Annotated in this window: 23 protein-coding genes; 19 read left to right on the top strand and 4 right to left on the bottom strand. The window is 49.1% G+C overall.

What is annotated here, in order from left to right:
• Positions 1-37 precede the first annotated feature (37 nt).
• Positions 38-1264 (top strand): tRNA uracil 4-sulfurtransferase ThiI, encoded by a 1227-nt coding sequence (thiI, locus tag PGRAT_RS23575; RefSeq protein WP_238326877.1) that lies wholly within the window; start codon positions 38-40, stop codon positions 1262-1264.
• A gap of 83 nt (positions 1265-1347) precedes the next feature.
• Complete coding sequence (locus tag PGRAT_RS34495; RefSeq protein WP_244884036.1) at positions 1348-1686, top strand: hypothetical protein; 339 nt, start codon at positions 1348-1350, stop codon at positions 1684-1686.
• Positions 1687-2060: 374 nt separating this feature from the next.
• On the opposite strand, the gene PGRAT_RS23565 is transcribed toward PGRAT_RS34495, so the two are convergent.
• The gene (locus tag PGRAT_RS23565; protein WP_025708349.1) at positions 2061-2762 is read right to left on the bottom strand and encodes a TerC family protein; all 702 of its coding nucleotides are present in this window, start codon (positions 2760-2762) and stop codon (positions 2061-2063) included.
• A 159-nt stretch (positions 2763-2921) separates the two neighbouring features.
• Between PGRAT_RS23565 and PGRAT_RS23560 the strand changes: the two genes are divergently transcribed.
• From PGRAT_RS23560 to PGRAT_RS23535, 6 genes are all read left to right on the top strand, one after another.
• A complete protein-coding gene (locus PGRAT_RS23560; protein WP_025708350.1) occupies positions 2922-3581 on the top strand; it encodes a TerC family protein in 660 nt (219 codons plus the stop codon).
• Between the two features lie 201 nt (positions 3582-3782).
• Positions 3783-4295 (top strand): hypothetical protein, encoded by a 513-nt coding sequence (locus PGRAT_RS23555; RefSeq protein WP_025708351.1) that lies wholly within the window; start codon positions 3783-3785, stop codon positions 4293-4295.
• Positions 4296-4545: 250 nt separating this feature from the next.
• Positions 4546-6390 (top strand): translational GTPase TypA, encoded by a 1845-nt coding sequence (typA, locus tag PGRAT_RS23550; RefSeq protein ID WP_025708352.1) that lies wholly within the window; start codon positions 4546-4548, stop codon positions 6388-6390.
• Between the two features lie 192 nt (positions 6391-6582).
• Entirely contained in the window at positions 6583-6879 is a 297-nt protein-coding gene (locus tag PGRAT_RS23545) for a YlaH-like family protein (RefSeq protein WP_025708353.1), read from the top strand.
• A gap of 84 nt (positions 6880-6963) precedes the next feature.
• Positions 6964-8052 (top strand): LCP family protein, encoded by a 1089-nt coding sequence (locus tag PGRAT_RS23540; RefSeq protein ID WP_025708354.1) that lies wholly within the window; start codon positions 6964-6966, stop codon positions 8050-8052.
• A gap of 71 nt (positions 8053-8123) precedes the next feature.
• On the top strand, positions 8124-8579 hold the full coding sequence (locus PGRAT_RS23535) for a PNPOx family protein (protein ID WP_025708355.1): 456 nt from the start codon (positions 8124-8126) through the stop codon (positions 8577-8579).
• Positions 8580-8705: 126 nt separating this feature from the next.
• On the opposite strand, the gene PGRAT_RS23530 is transcribed toward PGRAT_RS23535, so the two are convergent.
• Positions 8706-9275, bottom strand: coding sequence for a YhcN/YlaJ family sporulation lipoprotein (locus tag PGRAT_RS23530; RefSeq protein WP_025708356.1), 570 nt, complete (start codon positions 9273-9275; stop codon positions 8706-8708).
• 106 nt (positions 9276-9381) lie between these two features.
• On the opposite strand from PGRAT_RS23530, the gene PGRAT_RS23525 reads away from it, so the two are divergent.
• The 3 genes from PGRAT_RS23525 to PGRAT_RS23515 all read left to right on the top strand — a co-directional run bounded on the left by PGRAT_RS23525 (position 9382) and on the right by PGRAT_RS23515 (position 12490).
• Positions 9382-10713 carry a PhoH family protein gene (locus PGRAT_RS23525; protein WP_025708357.1) on the top strand — a complete coding sequence of 444 codons (1332 nt, stop codon included), beginning with the start codon at positions 9382-9384 and terminating at the stop codon, positions 10711-10713.
• A 220-nt stretch (positions 10714-10933) separates the two neighbouring features.
• Positions 10934-11143, top strand: coding sequence for a hypothetical protein (locus PGRAT_RS33480; protein ID WP_155990534.1), 210 nt, complete (start codon positions 10934-10936; stop codon positions 11141-11143).
• A gap of 114 nt (positions 11144-11257) precedes the next feature.
• The gene (locus PGRAT_RS23515) at positions 11258-12490 is read left to right on the top strand and encodes an extracellular solute-binding protein (RefSeq protein ID WP_025708359.1); all 1233 of its coding nucleotides are present in this window, start codon (positions 11258-11260) and stop codon (positions 12488-12490) included.
• On the opposite strand, the gene PGRAT_RS23510 is transcribed toward PGRAT_RS23515, so the two are convergent.
• Both PGRAT_RS23510 and PGRAT_RS23505 read right to left on the bottom strand, forming a co-directional pair.
• Complete coding sequence (locus PGRAT_RS23510) at positions 12482-13615, bottom strand: coiled-coil domain-containing protein (protein WP_025708360.1); 1134 nt, start codon at positions 13613-13615, stop codon at positions 12482-12484. The two genes, PGRAT_RS23515 and PGRAT_RS23510, sit on opposite strands and share 9 nt — an antisense overlap.
• A 171-nt stretch (positions 13616-13786) precedes the next feature.
• Positions 13787-14023: a DUF2626 domain-containing protein gene (locus PGRAT_RS23505; protein ID WP_020427861.1), complete on the bottom strand. Its 237-nt coding sequence runs from the start codon at positions 14021-14023 to the stop codon at positions 13787-13789.
• Between the two features lie 341 nt (positions 14024-14364).
• On the opposite strand from PGRAT_RS23505, the gene PGRAT_RS23500 reads away from it, so the two are divergent.
• From PGRAT_RS23500 to PGRAT_RS23465, 8 genes are all read left to right on the top strand, one after another.
• On the top strand, positions 14365-15015 hold the full coding sequence (locus PGRAT_RS23500; RefSeq protein ID WP_020427860.1) for an RsfA family transcriptional regulator: 651 nt from the start codon (positions 14365-14367) through the stop codon (positions 15013-15015).
• A 142-nt stretch (positions 15016-15157) separates the two neighbouring features.
• Complete coding sequence (locus PGRAT_RS23495; RefSeq protein WP_025708361.1) at positions 15158-16135, top strand: ketopantoate reductase family protein; 978 nt, start codon at positions 15158-15160, stop codon at positions 16133-16135.
• A 6-nt stretch (positions 16136-16141) separates the two neighbouring features.
• Entirely contained in the window at positions 16142-16528 is a 387-nt protein-coding gene (locus PGRAT_RS23490; RefSeq protein WP_025708362.1) for a DUF3397 domain-containing protein, read from the top strand.
• A gap of 150 nt (positions 16529-16678) precedes the next feature.
• Complete coding sequence (locus PGRAT_RS23485) at positions 16679-18397, top strand: peptide ABC transporter substrate-binding protein (protein WP_025708363.1); 1719 nt, start codon at positions 16679-16681, stop codon at positions 18395-18397.
• Between the two features lie 224 nt (positions 18398-18621).
• Complete coding sequence (locus tag PGRAT_RS23480) at positions 18622-19554, top strand: ABC transporter permease (RefSeq protein WP_025708364.1); 933 nt, start codon at positions 18622-18624, stop codon at positions 19552-19554.
• A 21-nt stretch (positions 19555-19575) separates the two neighbouring features.
• The gene (locus tag PGRAT_RS23475) at positions 19576-20505 is read left to right on the top strand and encodes an ABC transporter permease (protein ID WP_036706687.1); all 930 of its coding nucleotides are present in this window, start codon (positions 19576-19578) and stop codon (positions 20503-20505) included.
• A gap of 13 nt (positions 20506-20518) precedes the next feature.
• Positions 20519-21514, top strand: a complete 996-nt coding sequence (locus PGRAT_RS23470; RefSeq protein WP_025708366.1) for an ABC transporter ATP-binding protein — start codon at positions 20519-20521, stop codon at positions 21512-21514.
• Positions 21511-22431 (top strand): ABC transporter ATP-binding protein, encoded by a 921-nt coding sequence (locus PGRAT_RS23465; protein ID WP_025708367.1) that lies wholly within the window; start codon positions 21511-21513, stop codon positions 22429-22431. Before PGRAT_RS23470 ends, PGRAT_RS23465 begins: the two co-directional genes overlap by 4 nt.
• Positions 22432-22455: the final 24 nt, after the last annotated feature.

Raw genomic sequence — 22455 nt, 5'->3', positions numbered from 1 at the left:
TGGGCCAGGCATCACAAGAAGTATCGAATATGCAGACATGCTGCTGCTGCGGTTCGGAGAGTTTACTTTAAAGGGGAAAAACCGTTCCCGGTTTGAGAAAACAGTGCTGCGCCATGTGAAAGAAATGATTAAGCCTTTTCCCAAGGTGACTTTAAGCAAGGAATTCGGCCGCATTTACGTGCAATTGAACGGTGAGCCTGCAGTAGAACTGATCGATGTGCTGCGCAATGTTTTCGGCATTGCTTCGATAAGTCCCGTTAAGGTTTCGCTTTCGGACTTTGATGACATTTTATCTGTCAGCCAGAATGTTCTCCGGATTGCTGCTCCGCCGGCCGGTACGACCTTCAAGGTGAATGTCCGCCGCGTGTGGAAGGGTTTTTCTTTTGGCTCGATTGAAATGAACAAGCTGATCTCTACACCGCTGCTTCAGAGCTATCCGGGGCTGCTTGTGGATGTGAAGTCGCCGCAGATGGAACTTAGGATTGAAATCCGTGAGGGGCATACGTACATCTTCTGTGAAAATATTGCCGGTGTCGGAGGTTTTCCACTGGGCACCAACGGCAAAGCCATGCTGCTGCTGTCCGGAGGCATTGACAGCCCGGTCGCAGGCTGGTCGTCCATGCGCCGGGGACTTGAGGTGGAATGTGTCCACTTCTACAGCTTTCCCTATACCAGCGAGCTGGCCAGGCAAAAAGTCGTCGATCTGACCCGGGTATTGTCCCAATATGCTGGCGTCATCAAACTGCATCTTGTTCCGTTTACTGAGGTGCAGACCTCCTTCACAGGCATTGGGCAGGATAACCTGATTATTACCCTGATGCGCCGGGCCATGCTGAAGATTGCCACGCGCCTGGCTGAGCGGGAAGGGGCACTGGCCCTCGTTACGGGTGAAAGTCTGGGGCAGGTTGCCAGCCAGACGCTGTCCAGCATGAACGTTATAGGCCGTGCGACCCCGCTTCCGCTGCTGCGGCCTCTCGTGATGATGGACAAGAGCGAAATCGTGGAACTCTCCAAAACGGTCGGCACCTACAACCTTTCCATCCTCCCTTACGAGGATTGCTGTACGCTGTTTGTCCCGAAATCACCAACAACGAATCCTAACCTGCGGATCGTGGACAAGATTGAAGCGACCCTTCCCGGTTACGGTGCTCTGCTGGATGCGGCGGTCGCCGGTACGGAGACGGTCACTATAACCCCATACGGGGATGAAAAGCCCAGCGATGTGGTTCAGGCGCAAGCCGGGCTGCAGGAAGAATGGTTCTAACTTGAAGCAGAAGGATGCTCCAGACCGTGGCGGTCATTGGAGCACCCCTTGTTTTATAGTTTGGTAAATTATGGTTTTTTTGTTTGATGCGTCTAAATTACGAATATGGACAGGAAACAACGGCAGAAGTGCCGTTATTGAAAGAGCCGAAGGCGAGTCTGCCCGGAAACAACGGCAGAAATGCCGTTGTTGAGAAGCCGAAGGCGGGTCTGCCCGGAAACAACGGCAGAAATGCCGTTGTTGAAGCAGCGAAGGCTGGTTTGCCCGGAAACAACGGCAGAAATGCCGTTGTTGAGGAGCCGAAGGCGGGTCTGCCCGGAAACAACGGCAGAAATGCCGTTGTTGAAGCAGCGAAGGCGGGTTTGCCCGAAAACAACGGCAAAAATGCCGTTGTTGAAGCAGCGAAGGCTGGTTTGCCGTGAACAACGGCAGAAATGCCGTTGTTGAGAAGCCGAAGGGTGGTCTGTTCTGGGGAACCAAACAACTGGTGAACGCGGAATTAAAACCAATCTATTTCACTTTTTACAGCGAATTACTCTTTGGATAGGCTTTTAACAAGGTCTATTGTATTCTGTGCAGCAGATTTCTGAAAATTGGCCCTTAGGATCTCAATTCTTGAAATTAAATTGTATGAAATATGAAATACAACAGAATACCTTTTATCGGAGTTAGTGGAACTAATCTGTTGTACAAAGTGCAATCACATAATGAGGCCGATCGGATCGGCAGGAGTGGCTGCAAACTGCAAAGGAACTAATCTCTTGCACCAAATGCAATCCCCATGCGGGACCTTTTTTCAATCGTCCGACGCTCCGCCGCTAGGTACCGCTTTGCGGTGGTCCAGGACTCGCTTCCAGTGGCCTGACGCCAGGATTCCGCCAATCACCAGAAGAATAAAAAGAATGCGCAGCAGCGGATGCTCCTCCACAAAAGGGGCAATCCGCTTTTCTTCTGTAATCATACTGGAAGCGGTCAGCCCAAGCACAGCGGAGCCGATATAGATGATCCAGGGATACCGGCCCATCAGCTTGATGAACAGGGTGCTGCCCCAGACTACGATCGGCACGCTGATCAGCAGTCCCAGCACAACCAGTACAATATTGTGGTTGGCAGCCCCGGCAATCGCGATCACATTATCCAGCCCCATGGCTGCGTCAGCGATGATAATTGTCCGCACCGCCGACCAAAGCGTCCCGCCTGCCTGGACATCGGGCCCTCCGTTGTCTCCGGCCAGCAGTTTGTAGGCGATTAGAATAAGCAGCAGGCCGCCGAACAGCAGCAGCCAGGGAATCTTCAACAGCCAAACTACCAGAATAGTGGCAATAATCCGCAGGACCACAGCTCCGCCTGTGCCCAGCAGGATTGCTTTTTTCTGTGTCCGGCCTTGTAAATTCCGCGCAGCCAGGCCGATGACAATGGCATTGTCACCAGCCAGAATCAGATCCAGAAAGATAATATTCAGCAGCGGCAATATGAAATCCAGAACGGATGTATTCAAGAGCGGGTCACTCCTATTAGAGTTTTCTGAACTGTATAGTGTTGTATACGCTAAAAAAGCGCCGGACATTCCCCCCTTGGAAAAAACCTCAGACTGTAGCATAGCTTGCCCTGCTTGGACATACATGTAAATACATGCAGTTCGGGGAGGCTGAATTCAATGGATTCTTTATTGCTGCTTGGTGAGATCCTGATGATCAATCTTGTGCTGAGCGGAGATAACGCAATGGTCATCGCAATGGCCAGTAAAAATTTGCCGGAGCACCACCGTAAATTGGCGGTCTGGTGGGGAGCCGCCGGTGCTGTCGGTCTGCGCTGCCTGCTGACCTTTGCCGCAGTGCTGCTGCTTAAGGTCCCTTATATTGAAGCCGGCGGGGGAATACTGCTGCTATGGATCGCGTTCAAGCTGCTGCTGGAGGAAGAAGAGGACATCCGGGTGGAAGAGAGCTCCACTGTGTGGAAATCCGTGCGCACCATTCTGCTGGCGGACTTTATTATGAGCCTGGATAATGTGTTGGCCATCGCAGGTGTCGCTAAGGGGGATCTCGCTCTGGTTGTCATCGGTATTGCTCTAAGCATTCCGATTGTGGTGTGGGGCAGCGGAATCATTGTGAGCTGGCTGCACCGGCTTCCCGTCCTGACTTACATTGGCGCCTATATCCTCGCCTACACGGCGGGAGATATGCTGCTTCAGGATGCCAAGTTGGGTGCGGTGATTTCCTTCCTGCTGCCGTCCCTTCATTCGCTGCTGCCGCTGCTGCTTGGAATCATTGTGGTTCTGTCGGGGGTATTCAAGCGCAGGCCTTTATCGGCAAAGTAAAATCCGGAAAAAAATGGAGGCTGAACCAGAGCTGCAACAGCTTTGGCCCAGCCTCTTTGGCATGGTTGCCCAAAATAAAGAAGAATGATGGTGTTTTATTTATTTTTCAGATAAAATATAAGGAGAATCCTGTCACTTACTTATGTGCTTTAGGGGCGGGCTGAGAGAAAAGACGCGAATTTCTGAAGGGATGAGTGAAATATGTCTTCCAAAAACGATGCGAAACTGGGTATATTTATCCTCGCTGCCGGCATAGTGATTCTGTTCGGAAAGCTGGGGGTGTTCGGATTTCTCGGGCGGGCGCTGTGGCCGCTTGTGATTCTGGTACCCGGCCTGTTCCTGCATGTGCTTTTCTTCAGCCGCCGGGCTCCGGCATCGGTGCTGCTGCCCGCTGGGATTCTGACCGTATACGGACTGCTTCTGGGCTTGTGCAATACCTGGGGCTGGGCACTGATGTCTCATCTGTGGCCGCTGCTGCTGCTCGGCATCGCCGTCGGACTATACGAATATTCACTTTATTCCCCCGGGCGAAACGGCGGACTTACCACTACAGCCGTCATTCTGGGCCTGCTTAGCGTTGTGCTGCTGGTCTTCAGCATGCTTGGAACGGGGGCGCTCTATTTACTGGGGGCCATACTGATTGCAGCAGGAGCTTGGCTGATCTTCGGACGCGGCAAACCGGGAGGCCGCAAAAAGTGGAACGGAGGCTGGTGAGCCGGCCATTCGTATGCAACTTAACAAAAGGACAGGACGGAAATTTGCCCGAATGCAACTTTAGCAAAATTAAACGGAGCTGGAAAGCGTTTTTTCATAAAAAGACTTGCTTTTCATAGTGCTTTCACTATAATATTAAGGATATGTTGAAGCGTCGGCTTTCTGCCTGGCGCTTCTTTTGTGAGACTGCCGCGACAAGCTATAAATTTAAACATTTAATTTGATAAATGAGAGGATTTGGATACAAATCATGCATTCAAGAAAAGATATTCGCAATATTGCGATCATTGCCCACGTTGACCATGGCAAGACAACACTCGTCGATCAGCTTCTGCAGCAGTCCGGGATTTTCAGTGCGCACGAGCACCTTCAAGAACGGGCCATGGACTCGAATGATCTGGAGCGGGAACGCGGAATTACCATCCTAGCCAAAAATACAGCAATTACCTATAAAGAGTTCCTGATTAACATTGTAGATACCCCGGGACACGCCGACTTCGGCGGTGAAGTGGAACGTATCATGAAGATGGTTGACGGTGTACTGCTGGTTGTAGATGCTTATGAAGGCTGCATGCCGCAAACGAAGTTCGTTTTGCGCAAAGCGCTGGAGCAGCACCTGACACCTATCGTTGTGGTGAATAAGATTGACCGTCCTGCGGCCCGTCCGAAGGAAGTTATCGATGAAGTACTTGACTTGTTCATTGAACTGGAAGCCAGTGATGACCAATTGGAATTCCCGGTTGTTTATGCTTCCGCGCTTAACGGCACATCGAGTATGGACGCTGAGAAACAGGATGACACGATGCTTGCCCTGTACGAAACAATCGTTGAACATATCCCGGCTCCAACCGAAAAGGTTGAAGAGCCTTTGCAGTTCCTTGTTACTTTGATGGACTACAACGAATATCTGGGACGTATCGCGATCGGACGCGTGAACCGCGGCGTAATCAAGCAAGGCCAATCCGTTACAGTCATCATGCGTGACGGCAAAAGCAAAACAGCCCGCATTGAGAAGCTCTTTGGCTTCCAGGGCCTGAAGCGGGTGGAAACCGATGAAGCGGGCGCAGGGGACATCGTGGCGATCGCCGGGATCAAGGATATCAACATCGGCGAAACGATTGCTGATCCGCAGAATCCTGAAGCGCTGCCTGTTCTGAAGATTGATGAGCCGACGATGCAAATGACGTTCCTCGTGAACAACAGTCCTTTTGCCGGCAGAGAAGGTAAATGGGTAACTTCCCGTAAGCTGCGTGAACGTCTCTTCAAAGAGCTGGAAACCGATGTCAGCCTGCGTGTGCAGGAAACTGACAGCCCTGACGCCTTCATCGTGTCCGGACGCGGTGAGCTTCACTTGGGGATTCTGATTGAGAATATGCGCCGTGAAGGCTACGAAATGCAGGTATCCAAGCCTGAGGTTATCGTTAAGGAAATCGACGGAGCCAAAATGGAGCCGCTTGAGCGTCTGATGATTGATATTCCCGAAGAAAGCATGGGCGCCGTAATGGAAAGTCTGGGAACACGCAAAGCAGAGATGGTCAACATGATCAATCATGGTACTGGCCAGGTTCGTCTGGAATTCCTGATTCCTGCACGTGGTCTGATCGGTTACAACACATACTTCCTGACCCTGACCCGCGGTTATGGTGTGATGAACCATGCGTTTGACAGCTATGCTCCACTGATCGGCGGACAGGTTGGCGGACGTCACCAAGGCGTACTCGTATCCAGCGAAACCGGAAATACGACTCTATATGGCATGATGGGCGTAGAGGACCGTGGTATCCTCTTCCTGGAGCCGGGAACTGAAATTTATGAAGGCATGATCGTGGGTGAACATACCCGGGATAATGACATCATTGTAAATATCTGCAAAGAAAAACAGCTGACTAACGTCCGTTCGGCGACGAAGGATGAAACCGTAAAGATGAAGACGCCTCGTCTGTTCTCACTGGAAGGTGCGCTTGAGTACCTGAACGATGATGAATATTGCGAAATCACGCCTAAATCTGTCCGCTTGCGTAAAAAAATCCTGAATAAGGGCGAACGCGAACGTGTAGAAAAGCAGCGCAAAGCGGCACAAGCCAGCCAAGCCTAAGTTTTGGGGAGTAGGGATGGTTCCTTTTGGAACATAATCCGATTCTTTGCTCGTATAAGCCGCCGGATGATATCCGGCGGCTGTTCTTTTTGCCTGGGATGGATATATCAAATTCTTAGGATTAATTGCGGTATAATGTCCCGGCGGATGATATAATGTAAGCGAACTTATTCCCGGAGGGAGTGACGAGCTTTGCAGAGCTGGTTCGCAGCGCATCCTATTGTGGCTTATATTGTCATTTTTATTTTACTGACTTATGTGTACAACCGTGTTTTCCGTGTGAATCAGAAGCTGCCGATCGGCAAGGAGATTGTTCTCTATGTAATGATGGCGCTCGGCTCTGGAATGCTGCTCATCTTCCAGCATGACAAGCTGCCGATCATTCAGTGCCTGCTGGTGGCTGTAGGACTAATGCTGCTGGTAAGAGTCCGCTATATGGTGAAAGCCCGGCAGAAACGCAAAGCGGCGGCAGCGGGCAAACGGCAGTAAACGCAACTTTTGCAGCTTGGTTTCGTCTAATAGAGAGAGCAAGCCATTTAATACCAGTTAAAATGAAAAGGACCTTATTCCATTATGAGTACAAGTAAAGGCAGTTTGCCTCCAAGATCCGGCGGGAACCAGAGAAATGGCAGACCGCAGCCAAACAGCACGGCCAAAACCGTGCAGAAGAAGAAAAAAGTTAAGAAACGCGGAGCATTGGCGAGAATGGGGAAAATGGTATTAACCCTTCTGATTATCGTCATTCTCGCCGTGCTGGGATATGCAGGGTATCTGTATTGGAAGTTTGATCATGGAAGCTTTGGCGTGGATAAGCCGGTTCAGGTGGGCCATTCCGCTTCAGAGAAGCCCATCACCATGCTGCTGCTGGGGACGGACAACCGGCCCAAACATCCTTCCAATCTGACGGATGTCATTATGGTTGTGGCCCTTAATCCCAAAACCCAGTCTGCTACAGTGGTTTCTCTTCCCCGTGACACTTATGTTGAGCTTAGCGGATATAAGCGGACCAAAATCAATGAATTTTACGCCCGCTTCAAGAGCAAGGAGAAGACTTCAGGCATTCTTGCTGAAGACGAAATGAAGACGATGATGGGCAAGTATCTGGATATCGACGTAGATTATGCGACAGTGCTTGATTTTCAGGGCTTCCGTGATGTTGTGGATGAACTGGGCGGTGTAGATGTTAATATCAGTGAGAATATGTGCTATACCGATAGTGTGGATGGTACGGATATCAACCTGACCAAGGGTCCGGCCCGGCTGAATGGCGATGATGCACTCGATTATGTGCGCTACCGCAAGTCGAACTGCAAGCCTAAGACGAAGGCATCCGATGACTTTGACCGCAACAAACGCCAGAATGAAGTGCTGAATTCATTAGTCGGACAGATGCAGTCCCTGGGCGGCGTTCTGAAGATCGGCAAAGTGCTGGATGCGGTGGATGACAACATGAAGACGGATATCGAAAATGCGCAGATCAAAAATATAATTTCTGCCTATTGGAAAATATCGAAAGAGAATATTGAATTCAAACCGGTGACCGGAACCTGGCGCAGTCCATATGTATATATTAACGATAAAGAGCTTGAGGCTGCGAAGCAAAGCCTTCAGGACCGGATTGCGGGTGCTGCACCCGGCGGTACGGCTGCTTCCCAAAATTGAATGCAAGTTCGGGCATGTGCTATAATATAATAAATTGAATGCATTCAAGCATTACAGGGGGGCCTATACTTATGTCCGAAGCCGTTGCACAGCTCAATGAAACCCTGCTAACCATGCTGCAGTCAGAGACTTTTGTTCTGCTGAATACTGTGGATGCGGAATCCGGCGGGCCTACGTCTACCGCTATTTCCTGGATCTATGCAGTGAGCCCTTCTATAGTGCGTCTCGCAGTAGACCACCGCTCCAGACTTGTGAACAATATGAAGGTTAATCCGCTCGTGACCATAACGGTTTTCGGCGAGGGAACCGTGCACGCAATTAACGGGCGCGCTTTGGTGAGGCAGGACCCGCTGCCCGGTGTTCCATTCAAAATGTGCTGTTTTGATGTTGAAATTGAAGCGGTCCGCAATGCGCTGTTTTATGGCGCTCAGTTGGAGACCGCCCCAAAATATGCCAAGGTATACGATGCACGTGCGGCTGAGAAGCTGGACGGACAGGTGTTTGCTGCCATGCAAAAAGCCCAGTGATGATCTCACTAGGCTTTTTTTGAACTATACGGAGGTGCGTTCCTCCATTAATCATCCTTATGCGCAATAACAGATGTCCTTATAGAAGGGCCTAGCCGTTTCTGTATACCCAAAGGTTCGAGTCGGCTACTGGTTGCCGCGAGGTTTGGTATCTTCCGGAAGCTGCGGCATAATGCGGCCGATAATGTCAGCCATCTCGGAGGCGAATCCCGATACCGGGTGTCCTTTGCTGATATGCCGTCCCATTTCAGCAATTCTGCTGGAGACATCCATATCGGCAGTGACAAGTGCTTTTACACTTCTCGGGTCCTTGCGGATGGCTTCAGCCACGGAATATTTGATGTTTCCTACCCGTGACCGGGTAAGTGTTCCGTCAACATCAATACCTACTACGGCGACGTTGTTCATGACCACACAGTGGGCGCCTTTTACACCAGGAACTCTACTGGCCAACTGCTCAAAATGGTCTTTGAGTGCAACATCGCTTTCATCTCCAGCGCCAGAAGGTTGTCCGGGCTGTGATTGAGGCATAAGGCCTGCATCACTTCCAGCCAAATTCCGCACTTCGCGGTTCCCCTGGCTGTTCAAAGCTTTTGCCGATTGTTTATTCTGAGGAGAGGGTGATGACTCTTTATTAGCGATACCGCAGCTTGTCAGCAGCAGCAGTACCAGCAACAGACACATTGATTTTCTCATATGTGCGTACTCCTTTCAGCCAAAAGATCAGGTTTTTATCTTAGCTTGCCCTTACTGAATGGAGTTATGTATGATCAATCAAACCAGGCGCTGTGGAGGGGATAACATGAAAAAGATATTTGTACTAGACACCAACGTGCTTCTGCACGACCCCAATTCGATTTTTGCTTTCAAGGAGCATGAAGTTGTTATTCCGGCTGTAGTCCTGGAAGAAATCGACTCCAAGAAGCGTAATGCCGATGAAATCGGCCGCAACGCCCGCACCGTGTCGCGCTTATTAGACGGACTTCGTGAACTGGGCCACCTGCACAGCGGTGTGGTACTCGAGCATGGAGGCACGCTGAAGGTAGAGCTTAACCACCGCAGCTTCGTTAAGGTACAGGAAATGTTCGGTGAAGTGTCCAATGACAACCGGATATTGGCTGTCGCGCTCAATTATCTCCATGAGGAGAATGAAAAGGCTGAACCGAGTCCTGTGGTACTCGTGAGTAAAGATGTGCTCGTCCGCATCAAGGCGGATGTGCTTGGCATTACACCGGAGGATTATCTGTCCGACCGAACCGGTGACCTAAATGAGCTCTACGCAGGTTATCAGTCTTTGATGGTTCATCCTTCGCTGATTGATGAATATTACAGCCACCGTTCTTTATCCGTCAAACAGTTGGCCCTATCTTACCCGCTGTATCCGCATGAGTTCGTTATCATGAAGGATGAGATTGGCACCGGCAAGTCGGCTCTGCTCAAAGTCAACAGCGACGCATCCCGCCTGGAGCCGCTATACCTCGGGAATGATGCGGTATGGGGAATCAGTGCCCGCAACGCCCAGCAGCGGATGGCGCTGGAACTGCTGCTGAATGATGATATTCCGCTTGTGACCATAACCGGTAAAGCGGGAACTGGCAAAACTTTGCTGGCCCTGGCTGCCGGACTGTTCAAAGTGGAAGACGAGCATAAGTACAAGAAGCTGCTGATCGCCCGTCCGGTCGTTCCGATGGGGAAGGATATTGGGTACCTGCCGGGCGAGAAGGACGAGAAGCTTCGTCCCTGGATGCAGCCGATTTATGATAATCTTGAATTTCTGTTCGATACGAAAAAGTCCGGCGATATTGATAAAATCTTGATGGGGCTGGGCAGCATCCAAGTGGAGGCCCTCACCTATATCCGCGGACGTTCGATCCCGTCTCAATTCATCATCATCGATGAGGCGCAGAACCTTTCCCGCCATGAGGTAAAGACCATTGTCTCCCGGGCCGGGGAAGGCAGTAAAGTAATCCTCATGGGCGACCCGGAGCAAATTGACCATCCTTATCTCGATGCTGCAAGCAATGGGCTCAGCTACATCGTGGAGAAGTTCAAGCAGCAGGGCATCAGCGGCCATATCACCCTTGAAAAGGGCGAGCGTTCGCACCTGGCCCAGCTGGCCGCCGATCTGCTGTAGTGGCCGGTTGTATTTTATACAATTGATTTTAAGAAAGTGTAAGAAGTGCAATAGAGTGTTAATAGCGTATGCCAGTATCTAAGTGATGCTGGTTGGGAGGCTGTTGTAAGCTTAGGGGTTAACGCGAGCTTACAAGCGATCTGGTTTACCGCAAACAGAAAACAGCCGGGAGATCTCATTCCCGGCTGTTTCTTTTGCCGCCCCCAAGGAACGGGGAGGGATGGATTTTTTTGCGGCAAAAGAATGGAAAGAAAGTTTGGAACTGGAGAAGCGCAGCGTTCGCCTGAAAGCTTTCCGTAGGAAAGCTCGCCTCGAAAGCATATGCTATCCTCGGATTTCTACCGCGGCGGCGGTAATTCATATCAGGAAATCTGAGGATAACAGCGAAGTCCAAAGCTTTCTTGGAATGGCCCAATGCCGTAAACTTTGAAGCCATCGCCGTTCACACCTATATAATAGAAGAGAACGTTTTCAGACTGGCAGACAAGCAGTCAGGCTTCTGGTAAAATGGGGAAGACGAGTCAGAGGCGGGAGGAGAAGGAACGTGCTGAGAAGGAGAAACTACTGGCTGCTGTTTGCTATTCTATTGCTGTCGCTGACAAGCCTGTCCCCCAGCATGGAGCTGGATACCGGGGAAGATACCCATCCGCTGAAGCAGCAGCTGAATCAATCGGAGCGTCCCGCTTCCGGTGATAAAGCCAGGATTCAAAGTCTGAATATCCGGGTGTCCCTAAGCGATGAAGAATTTAATGAACTGCAGCGGATCAGTAACAATTACAGCTTGTCCAGCGGAATCCAAGTCATCCTAAGTAATGTGGGCAATGGTGAGGCAGATGGGGTTCTGAAACAAGATCTGACGATTGGCCAAAGTCCGGATATTGTAATGACGGATGGCCGGAGCATCACGGATTTGGCTACGCAAGGTTACTTGCTTCCGGTTGATATTTACCAGAGTGTTCCTGGAAGTGCTCCGCTAACCACACTGATCCCGCAAATGCAGTGGAATGGTTATGATTGGGGAGTTCCTCTTGATATTGATCCCTATGTGCTAGTATATTCGCCACAACGTCTCTCCGAACTGGGAATCTCAGGCTTGCCCAGAAGCCTGGAGCAGTGGAATGCGCTGCTTAAGGTTATTCGGGAGCATCCCGATAAGCGGCAATATTTATTGGCGATGGATTCCCGCAATCCATATGGATATTCCGCTGTTCTGGAGAGCATGGGCGGCAGCCTGCAGTCTGTTAATCCGGCTCTGCTGGAATGGACGCAGTACGCGGGCAGCTATTTCTATCTCACCAGCAATACGAATTCAGATATCTGGGATATGCTGCAGGATGGCAAAATAGCAGTTGCTGCTCTTCCATTGTCCGAATGGCAGCTGCACGGGAATTCATCACTCGCTGCCGAAGCACCGCTTACTGACAGCAGCGGGCTAAGGTATGAGGCCATTCACAGCCGTTTCTTTGCTCTTCCGGCCCAGTCCGGCAATCCGGAGGCCGCTGTCCAATGGCTTGCTTATGTCACTTCAAGCTCTGCGCAGCTGGAATGGCTGAAGAATACGGGGCGGCTTCCCGCGCTGGACGAGCTGTACCGTTCCGGGCTGCCGGAGAATGTGAAGCTGCCTTTTGACACCGCGCTGCTCTTTACTGACGAAGCTGACCTTGAGCATGAATCGGCAGGCGGCTGGACGGAACTCTCGGCGGCAGTGACACAGCTGCTGACAGGCAAGCTTGACCCGGCAGGTTACACCGCTGCGGTGGCTGAAGCCTTAGAATGAAAGTGAGAGCTTTACATGCAGCACGCCATCCGCACTGCTTACCTCGGTAGCACGAAGGAAGGAGACGATTTTTTCCGGGTAAAAACCAAGGTCGAATTCTTCCTCCAGCGCTTTGCGGGTAGTATCCGGGAGCTCCAGACCGTTGAACAACACATGATCTACATGGAACATCAGCCCGTTGACCGGCTCCTCCTGGATTGTATAATGTCCGGTCAGCGTCATCGATAATCCTCCGCTTTTGCCGGAGGCAGTGACTTCATTGTTGTTGAAGTGAAAGGCGAAATCCTGAAACAAAGGGTTTTGCGACACCAGGAACCCGTTCAAATCCTCTTCCTTTAAGGCCAGATTAAAGGTCATGCCTTTACGGGTCAGGAGACCGTCACGGCTTTGCACGAACTGCGGCAGGTGCTTCATGGCGGACGACAGGGCTTTGAAATAAGTTTTGACTTCGTGAATCCCGATATTTTCCCAATACTTCGTGAACTCCTCTAATAAGGCGCTCATTCTTGCCGGATCACTGCTGGATTGAATGCCGCTTTCAATATTTTCATTCAGAATGGCCACACGGGCCTTCTGCTCCTCCAACAGGGTTTTAAGCTCTGCAAGCTCTTGGGAGCTGCGCTGTGCTGCAGCAAGGGTCGCTTTCAGCTTTTTGTACTCTTTTTCATATTGAGACAGAATATCTTGGTCCCGTCCGATCACGATCTCATAATAATCATACAAGGCCAGCAGTCTGCTAATGCTTTTGGCCGAGAGCACGGCTGCCAGGAGTCCATCTCTTTCCCCCATATAATAAGACCGTATGATGGCACCGGCCCGTTCCTGCTGGTCTGTAATTGCATTTTTTTGAGCAGAGGCCTTTTTTTCCAGCAGACCTGCTTGTTGTTCTAGGGCACTTTGCTCAGCGTTGATCCGGGTAATCTCCTGTTCAATTTCTGCGGAGGATAAGGTTTGTTCCAGCAGCCTGCGGGTTTCTTGATTATCAGGCACGACAGGAGGCGCAGCCGTCAGGCCCGTACCGGGATCAGCGGACAAAAAGGCAGGAGGCGTCAGCGGCAGCACTGTGAAGCAGAGCAGGATCAGCAGCATAACAGTATAACGGCTTCGAATATTGCGGGATAGCACCACTCCACCACCTTATAGGGATCAAAATATGCATGTTACTAATTATATGATTAGCCCTGTTAAAATATCATACCCTCTTTTCTATCCGGGTCCTAGTGTATTCGCACAAAAAAACGGAAGCGTTCCTTATGTAAGGAACAGCCTCCGTTTCCTGTTTTGCATTAAAAGAGCTTACAACGGCAGGCCCATTTCAAAAATGGTCCAGTAGCTGAAGCCGGTGAATGTCAAAATCATATATCCCCAGAAAAGCAGGATGTAGGTCTTCTCCGTAAATTTCATATATCCCAGGATGACGAAAAAAGCGGTTTGCAAAAAGAAAAGCAGGGCCATTTCCTTCAAATCCCCGGCAAAAGCCATGAGTCCAATAACGAGCGTGAAAAAACCCAAGACACGAAACATGCGGTCCAAGAGAACATCCCCCTCCTGTAGTATCCGGCAATCCTTATTTGAGCTTATTATAACTGCTTAAACAAACGGTGTAAACGAATTCATTGAAAAAAAGTTGTGATAACAGGATAAATATGACTTTTGTTATAGACTTCATGCTCGGGAATTAAAATAGAGAATTTATAGCATAACAAGTATGATGTTCCGCCAAAATGGAAATACAATTTAGTATCAAATAGATTCTATGAACTCTAATAGAGGCATAGAAATGGAGTAAGCAGCTTTTATCCTATTCACTATCCGGCGGAGCTGCCGGTTATGAAGATGGTTATTTCATGATGTTGTTAGGAGGGTTAGGCTTTATGACAGCCGTTAGACAGGACGCTTGGAGCGCAGAAGATGATTTGATATTGGCCGAAATAACGCTGCGTCATATCCGGGAAGGCAGCACACAGCTTGCTGCTTTTGAAGAGGTGGGTGAAAAAATCGGCAGAACCTCGGCGGCATGCGGATTTCGCTGGAACAGCTGTGTTCGCAAAAGCTATGAAGATGCAATTGGTATTGCCAAAAGCCAACGCCAGAAGCGGAGTTACTTGAAAAAGCAGCCTTCCGCCAGAGGCGCACAGGTTGCAGGTCTCATTCTCGGAGACATTGAAGAGGAATACAGCCGCAGCGAGGAGCTGGGTGAAAATTCATTGTCCATTGATGCCGTAATCCGGTTCCTGAGACAGTGGAAGGGCAGCTTTCAGGAAGCAGGCCGCCAGCTCAAAATGCTCGAAAGGGATTTGCGGGAGAAGGAAGATGAATTAACTGAGCTTAGGCTGGAAAATGAAAGGTTATCCAAAGAGGTTAATCTGGCCCAAAGTGATTACCGTGTAGTCAACGATGATTACAAGGCGCTTATCCAAATCATGGACCGGGCGCGGAGGCTCGCTTTTCTTAATGAAGAAGAAGAGGAAATGAAGACCCGCTTCAAAATGGATGCAAACGGCAATCTGGAACGGATTGAATAAACTCACATGTCCCGTCAAAACCCGCATGCAGTGGCTTACGGCCCGCGTTTGCGGGTTTTTTGTACTTACAAGACCAGTTTTGCTTTTACGGGAGAACGAAGGATATAATTAGGAAAATTGCTTAAAGACGGCAGGTGTCAGCATGAAAATCGATATTATTGGCGCAGGCTCACTTGGGCTTCTGCTGGCCGGGAAGCTTATTCACGCTGGAGCAGAGGTCAGACTGTGGTGCCGGAGTGATGAACAGGCGGGGGAATTATCCCGGCATGGCATTACCATAAGCTATGAGGACGGAAGTCTTCCTCTTCATCTTGCGGGCAGCAGCTTGCGGGCAGGGGTTATAGACAAATTTGCAGAAACAGTAAGCCGGGTGCCGGGGGACTGGACGGCGATTATGCTTAAACAGAATGTTTTTCACGATACATTGCCTGAGATTCTTGCCCCTCTTCGGGATACCAGACTCCATGCGGTTTGTTTTCAGAATGGCAATGGCCACCTGGAGCTGCTTCAGGAGCTCTTGCCTCAGGCTTCAGTCTGGGCAGCAGTGACCACGGAAGCGGCCAAGAGGAAAACATTAACAGAGATTATTCATGCGGGGACCGGGGAAACAATTATAGGGAAAAGAAGAAACATAAACATAAATGTGGAAAAAGGAGGATCGGAGGAGGATTCAGCGGCAATTAGTTTAACTAAGGCGCTTGTTGCAGCAGGATTCCGCGCCTGGATGTCGAAAGAAGTGGATACCATGATTTACCGGAAGCTGCTGTTCAATGCTGTGATTAACCCGCTTACAGCAATCTGGCGTATCCAGAACGGTGAGCTGACGGCCTCCGCAGAACGTGTACAGTTAATGAAAGAACTGTACCGCGAGGCTGCAAGCGTATATGATGCCTGCGGCATCACTTATGACGTTCATGCGTGGGAAGGCATACTGGAGGTTTGCCGGGCGACCTCTGGCAACACTTCATCGATGCTGGCCGATGTTCTGGCTTCAAGAGCAACGGAAATTCGCTGGATTAACGGGAGTATTGTAGAGATGGCGGATAGAGCTGGTATCGCGGTCCCTTTACACCGCTGGATTTGCCGGTTGGTAGAAGGCATGAATGTGAAGGAGAGGTGAGGCTGTTTGGAATTGCTGCGGAATTCGTTCATTTCATTAAGCGTTATTCCGGTTGTTCCTTTTTTAATTGTATATTTCATAGGGGTAGGTCTCCGAAAAGAAAAGAGAAATACCTTTTTACTCGCTATGGATATTACGACTTTATTTTTATTTTTTTCTGTGTCGGCTTTGTTTAATACCATTTTTGAATCGCATTTCGGGTTTTATCTTATACTACTTATTGTATTAATATCCGCTGGACTGATTGGAGGCGCCCAGAATCGCCTCAAAGGCAATGTGGACGGAAAACGGTTATTCCGGGCTGTGTGGAGGCTGTCATTCTTTTTTATGGGAACGATGTACGTGCTGTTTATGGTCGTAGGCCTTGTCCATTACATATCACAAGCCATGTAATGTTCCATTGCTCCGGTGAAGCGTCAATGTCACAAAATTTTTAACTTTTTAAAAAAAAGTGTTTTCAGAAAATATTGCTCTAGATTTTTTTGACCACTGGTTGTATAATCATAAACCATATACCACATTCTATTTAGGGGGAACTGCTAGATGAAGAAGAGTAAAAGTCTATTGCTCATGATTGCATTGGTTCTCGTGATCGGCACAGTGCTTGCTGGCTGCGGCGGAAACAAGGCAAACAACGGCAACGCTGCGGCGACTAACGCGCCAGGCAATGAAGGCAGCACGAACACAGGCACCGCAACCGGTGACGAGAAATTGGCTGCTGACCAAACACTTAGAGTCAACCTGACTTCAGAACCACCTACATTTGATCCGGCGCAAGCTCAAGACAGCCAAGCAAATACTGTTTTGAAAACGATGTATGAAGGTTTGACCCGCATGAATGACGAAACTGGTCAAGCTGAGCCGGGCATTGCTGAGAAGTGGGACATTTCCGCTGACGGTCTGGTATATACCTTTCACCTCCGTGATGCTCAATGGAGCAATGGCGATCCTGTAGAAGCAGCAGACTTCGTTCGCGGATGGAAAATCGTACTCGACCCTAACACAAATCCTACTGCACCTTACGCTTATCAGTTGTACTACCTGAAAAATGCTGAAGAATACTACACTAAAAAAGTTACAGATTTTAGCCAAGTGGGCGTAAAAGCCGTTGATGCGAAAACTCTTGAAGTTACGCTGAAATCTCCAACACCTTACTTCCTTGGATTGCTGTCTTTCTACACTTATTACCCTGTGCACAAATCCGTTGAGGGTAATCCGAAGTGGGCAACCAACAAAGACACAATGATCACCAACGGTGCATTCACACTGACTGAATGGACTACTGGTCAAGCCATTCAAGTGACTAAAAACGAAAAATATTGGGACGCAGCTTCCATTAAACTTAGCAAAATTGACTTCTCCATTGTTAACAGTGGCGCAACTGAATTGCTGAGCTATAAAAACGGCGAGCTTGACCGTGCCGGTAACCCTAATGGTGAAATTCCATCAGAGCAACTTCCTATTGTCAAAAAAGAGCTCCCTAATGAGTTTGTTTCCAAAGGTATTGCAGCGACTTATTACTACTATTTCAACACTACCGAAAAACCTTTCAGCAACGTTAAGATTCGTAAAGCACTAACTATGGCAATCAACCGTCAGGCCCTGATCGATAACATTACTTTGGGCGGACAGCTTCCTGCCTTTGGTTTAGTGCCACCGGGGATTGCTGGTGTTGACGGTGAATACCGCAATACTGTTAAAGACAGCTACTTCACTGAAGATGTGGAACAAGCTAAAACCTTGCTTGCCGAAGGCCTGAAAGAAGAAGGTCTGACTGCACTGCCTCCAGTTGATCTGTCTTACAACACAAGTGAAAACCATAAGAAAATTGCTCTGGCAATTGCTGATATGTGGAAAAATAATCTTGGCATTACTGTAAACACTGTGAACCAAGAGTGGGCTGTATTTATCGATAACCGTCAAAGCCAGAACTACCAGATCGCTCGTGCCGGCTGGACAGCGGATTACAATGATCCAATGACCTTCCTGGATATGTTTGTAACAGGCGGCGGTAACAATGATGCCGGCTACGCCAACCCTGAGTATGACAAACTGATCACTGATGCGAAAACAAACTCTGACCTGGCGAAACGCCAAGAAGACTTTGCAGCAGCTGAAAAAATGCTGATTCAGGATGATATGGTTATCATGCCGATTTACTACTACACTAACAACTCCCTGACTAAAGAATACCTCAAAGGTGTAACTCTTGACTTCAGTGGTGCTGTTGACTTCACTCGCGGCTATCTGCTCGAGCACTAAGAATCAGACTTAAGCATCCAAATTAAATAGTTAGTCATCTGAAGGTAGCTGTACACTTCGGGATATATATGTGGAATTCCATATATATCCCTTTTTTTTGTATTTGCGGCTTTTTGTTAATGTTTTCACAAGTTTACAAAATTAGAAAATAGACAAATCGTCGTTTTTTGAATAAAATTCTATTATGTGTCTACAAAAAATTGTCAGGGGAGGTGTTGATGGGGATGGTTCGTTATGTTGCCAATAAGTTTTTCTATATGCTTGTATCGCTGTTTGTGCTTGTTTCAGCGACTTTTTTTCTGATGAAAGCTATTCCAGGGGACCCGTTTACTTCCGAGAAAAAAGTTCCGCCGGAAATTAAAGCGCGTTTATACGAGCAATATGGTTTGGACAAGCCGCTCTATCATCAGTATTTTAAGTATTTAGGTGAGATTGCCCAAGGAGATCTGGGTGTATCCATGAAACGGCTGAATCAGGATGTAACCCATTTGATCGGACAGACTTTTTCAGCGTCCTTGAAGCTGGGAGTTGTCGCAATTATCGTGTCGGTTATTGTCGGTGTTATTCTCGGCATGCTGGCGGCACTTTATCACCGCAAATTTATTGATAGCGCTGCGATGGTGCTTGCGGTGTTGGGGATTGCGGTTCCGAGCTTTGTTGTCGCGTCATTGCTGCAGTATGTATTCGCTTATAAGTTTCATATGTTTCCGGTTTCAGGGTTTAAGGGCCCCATGTATTATTTCCTTCCGGTAGCAGCACTCTCGGCACAGCCGATAGCCTTTATTGCGCGTCTGACCCGCTCCAGCATGCTTGAGGTGCTGCACGCAGATTATATTAAGACGGCTAAGGCCAAAGGTCTAAGCTGGTTTGCCATTTTGAGCCGTCATGTTCTGCGTAATGGGATTTTGCCGATTGTTACTTACATGGGACCTATGACTGCTAACATTGTAACCGGTTCTGTAGTTATTGAGCAGATTTTTGGTATCGGTGGTATCGGTAAGCAGTTTGTGGAAGCCATCGGTGTCCGTGATTATACCGTGATAATGGGGATTACTATTTTCTATGGTATTCTGCTCATGTTGGCCCGTTTTATTACTGACATAGCTTATGTACTTATAGATCCGCGGATCAAACTAACTGGAGGAAAGGAGGGCTAAAGATTGGCATCTGACAAAAATATGGGTTCGCTGGATGCGAACCTGAAACCGGAAGATTTTCAGAAAATCGGTATTGATGAGAAGCAGGCAGAGGTTATTCAGCGGGAAAGTCTTTCAGCTTGGAGGGATTCCTGGGAGCGCCTGCGCCAAAATAAAATGGCAATGACCGCACTGATTGTTCTTGGATTGATCGTTCTGGCTTCGCTGATTGGTCCGTTGTTCTCAAAATATAATTACTACTCTAACGATTTGCTCAGCACCAATAAACCGCCTTCATCCGACCATTGGTTTGGCACCGATGATCTGGGACGTGATATCTTTGTCCGTACATGGTATGGAGCACGCATCTCGCTGATTGTTGGTTTGGCGGCAGCGGCCATCGACTTGTTCATTGGCGTTATCTATGGCGGTATTATGGGCTTCTTTGGCGGCCGTGTAGATAATGTTATGAATAAAATATCGGAAATTTTGTATTCCATTCCTTATCTGCTGGTGGTTATCCTGCTGCTGGTTGTTATGGAACCAAGTTTAGGGACGATCATTCTGGCGCTGACCATTACAGGCTGGATTACCATGTCCTGGATTGTCCGCGGTGAGATTATGCAGCTCAAGAACCGTGAGTTTGTTCTGGCCTCGCGTTCCATGGGTGCAGGCTCCAAAAGACTCTTGTTCCGCCACCTGCTGCCAAATGCGGTAGGACCTATTATCGTTACCATTACTCTGTCCGTACCAAATGCCATTTTTGCCGAAGCGTTCCTGAGCTTCCTTGGTCTTGGGGTACAGGCTCCAATCGCTTCACTGGGTTCGATGATCAATGATTCACTGACTGGCTGGCTTTATTATCCGTGGCGCTTCCTGTTCCCGGCTATCCTGATAAGCTTGACCATGCTTTCCTTTAATATTTTTGGTGACGGTCTACGTGATGCACTGGATCCTAAGCTGAAGAAATAGGAGGTGAATAATGATGGAACCCATTCTGCAAGTCAAGGATCTGCATGTTTCCTTTTTTGTAAAAGGCGGAGAAGTACAAGCTGTCCGTGGCATGAATTTTGAAGTAGGCAAAGGTGAAACAGTAGCCATCGTCGGGGAATCCGGCAGCGGCAAAAGTGTGACCGCACAATCAATTATGCGGCTAATTCCTACGCCTCCTTCCAAAGTGAAAAAAGGCGAGATTATTTTTCAGGGACAGAATCTGCTGGACAAAAGCATGAAGCAAATGGAAAGTATTCGCGGCAAAGATATTGGCATGATCTTTCAAGACCCGATGACTTCTTTGAACCCAACGATCAAGGTGGGCAAACAGATAACCGAAGTTTTGATCAAACATCAGAAAATGTCAGCGGCCGAAGCGAAAGAGCGTGGTGTTGAGATGCTTAAGCTAGTTGGCATCAAAAATGCGGAGGCTCGCTTTAACCAATATCCCCACGAATTCTCCGGCGGGATGCGCCAGCGTGTAATGATCGCCATTGCCCTGGCCTGCCGCCCGGCACTGCTGATCGCAGATGAGCCGACAACAGCGCTTGACGTAACGATTCAGGCGCAGATCATGGAAGTTATGCAAGATATGCAGCAAAAGCTGGGGACCTCCATCATTCTGATTACACATGATCTCGGCGTCGTTGCCGGAATGTGTGACCGGGTCATCGTCATGTATGCTGGTGAAGTGGTGGAAACGGGTACCAGATGGGAAATCTTTAAGAATCCGCAGCATCCGTATACCAAAGGATTGCTGCGGTCGATGCCGCGTCTGGACCAAAAGAAGGGCGAGCCGCTGATCCCGATCATCGGTACTCCCCCGGATCTGATCAAACCGCCGGTCGGCTGTCCGTTCACGGCTCGCTGCAGTGAAGCGATGCATGTGTGCGAACAAATCGATCCCGGTGCAACAGAATTCAGCGAAACGCATATGGCGCGCTGCTGGAATCTGCATTCGATGGCCAAGGAGGTGCAGTTCGTTTGAGTAAGAACCTGATTGAAGTTGAAGGCCTTAAGAAGTATTTTAATGTCGGCAAGGGAAAAGTTCTTAAGGCTGTTGATAATATTAATTTCACGATTCGCGAAGGCGAAACCCTCGGGATGGTAGGGGAGTCCGGTTGCGGTAAAACCACTGCCGGCCGGACAGTGCTTCGTCTTTACGAACCTACTGCCGGAAGCGTGAAATATAATGGTACGGATATTTACAAATTGTCTTCTGGCAAAATGAAGGCTATGCGCCGCGATATGCAAATGATTTTCCAGGACCCGTACGCATCGCTGAATCCGCGGTTTACGGTTTCGGATATCATTGGCGAGGCGCTGGACATTCACGGAATGGCCGGAAGCCGTGCAGAACGCAAAAAACGGATTGAAGAGCTGCTGGATATGGTAGGGCTCAACCATGACCATGCCACTCGTTATCCGCATGAATTCTCGGGCGGACAACGCCAGCGTATCGGGATTGCCCGTTCGCTTGCGGTGAATCCCAAATTCATCGTCTGCGATGAGCCGATCTCCGCACTGGACGTATCGATTCAGGCGCAGGTGGTCAATCTGCTGAAGGAGTTGCAGGACCGTCTTGGACTGACATATCTTTTTATTGCACATGACCTGTCCATGGTTAAGCATATCAGTGACCGTGTGGCCGTAATGTACCTTGGTAAAATGGTTGAGCTTGCCGAGAGCGAAGAATTGTACGCCAACCCGATTCATCCGTATACGAAGTCGCTGTTGTCGGCGATTCCGGTTCCGGATCCGGAAGTTGAAGCGAACAAAAAACGCATTCATCTGCATGATGAACTGGGTACTCCCATTTATGCTGCAGGCGAAAAAACCAATGACAGCGAGTTTGAATTGGTCGAAGTTTCGAAAGGCCACTTCGTTGCCAAGCAATATGCATAAGCAGACCGTTCAGGTCTGCGGGAA

Origin of the sequence: Paenibacillus graminis (assembly GCF_000758705.1) — a bacterium.
Taxonomy (GTDB): Bacteria; Bacillota; Bacilli; order Paenibacillales; family Paenibacillaceae; genus Paenibacillus_AQ; species Paenibacillus_AQ graminis.
The sequence above is the reverse complement of the archived record's forward strand: the minus strand, read 5'-3'. Positions and strand labels throughout refer to the sequence as shown.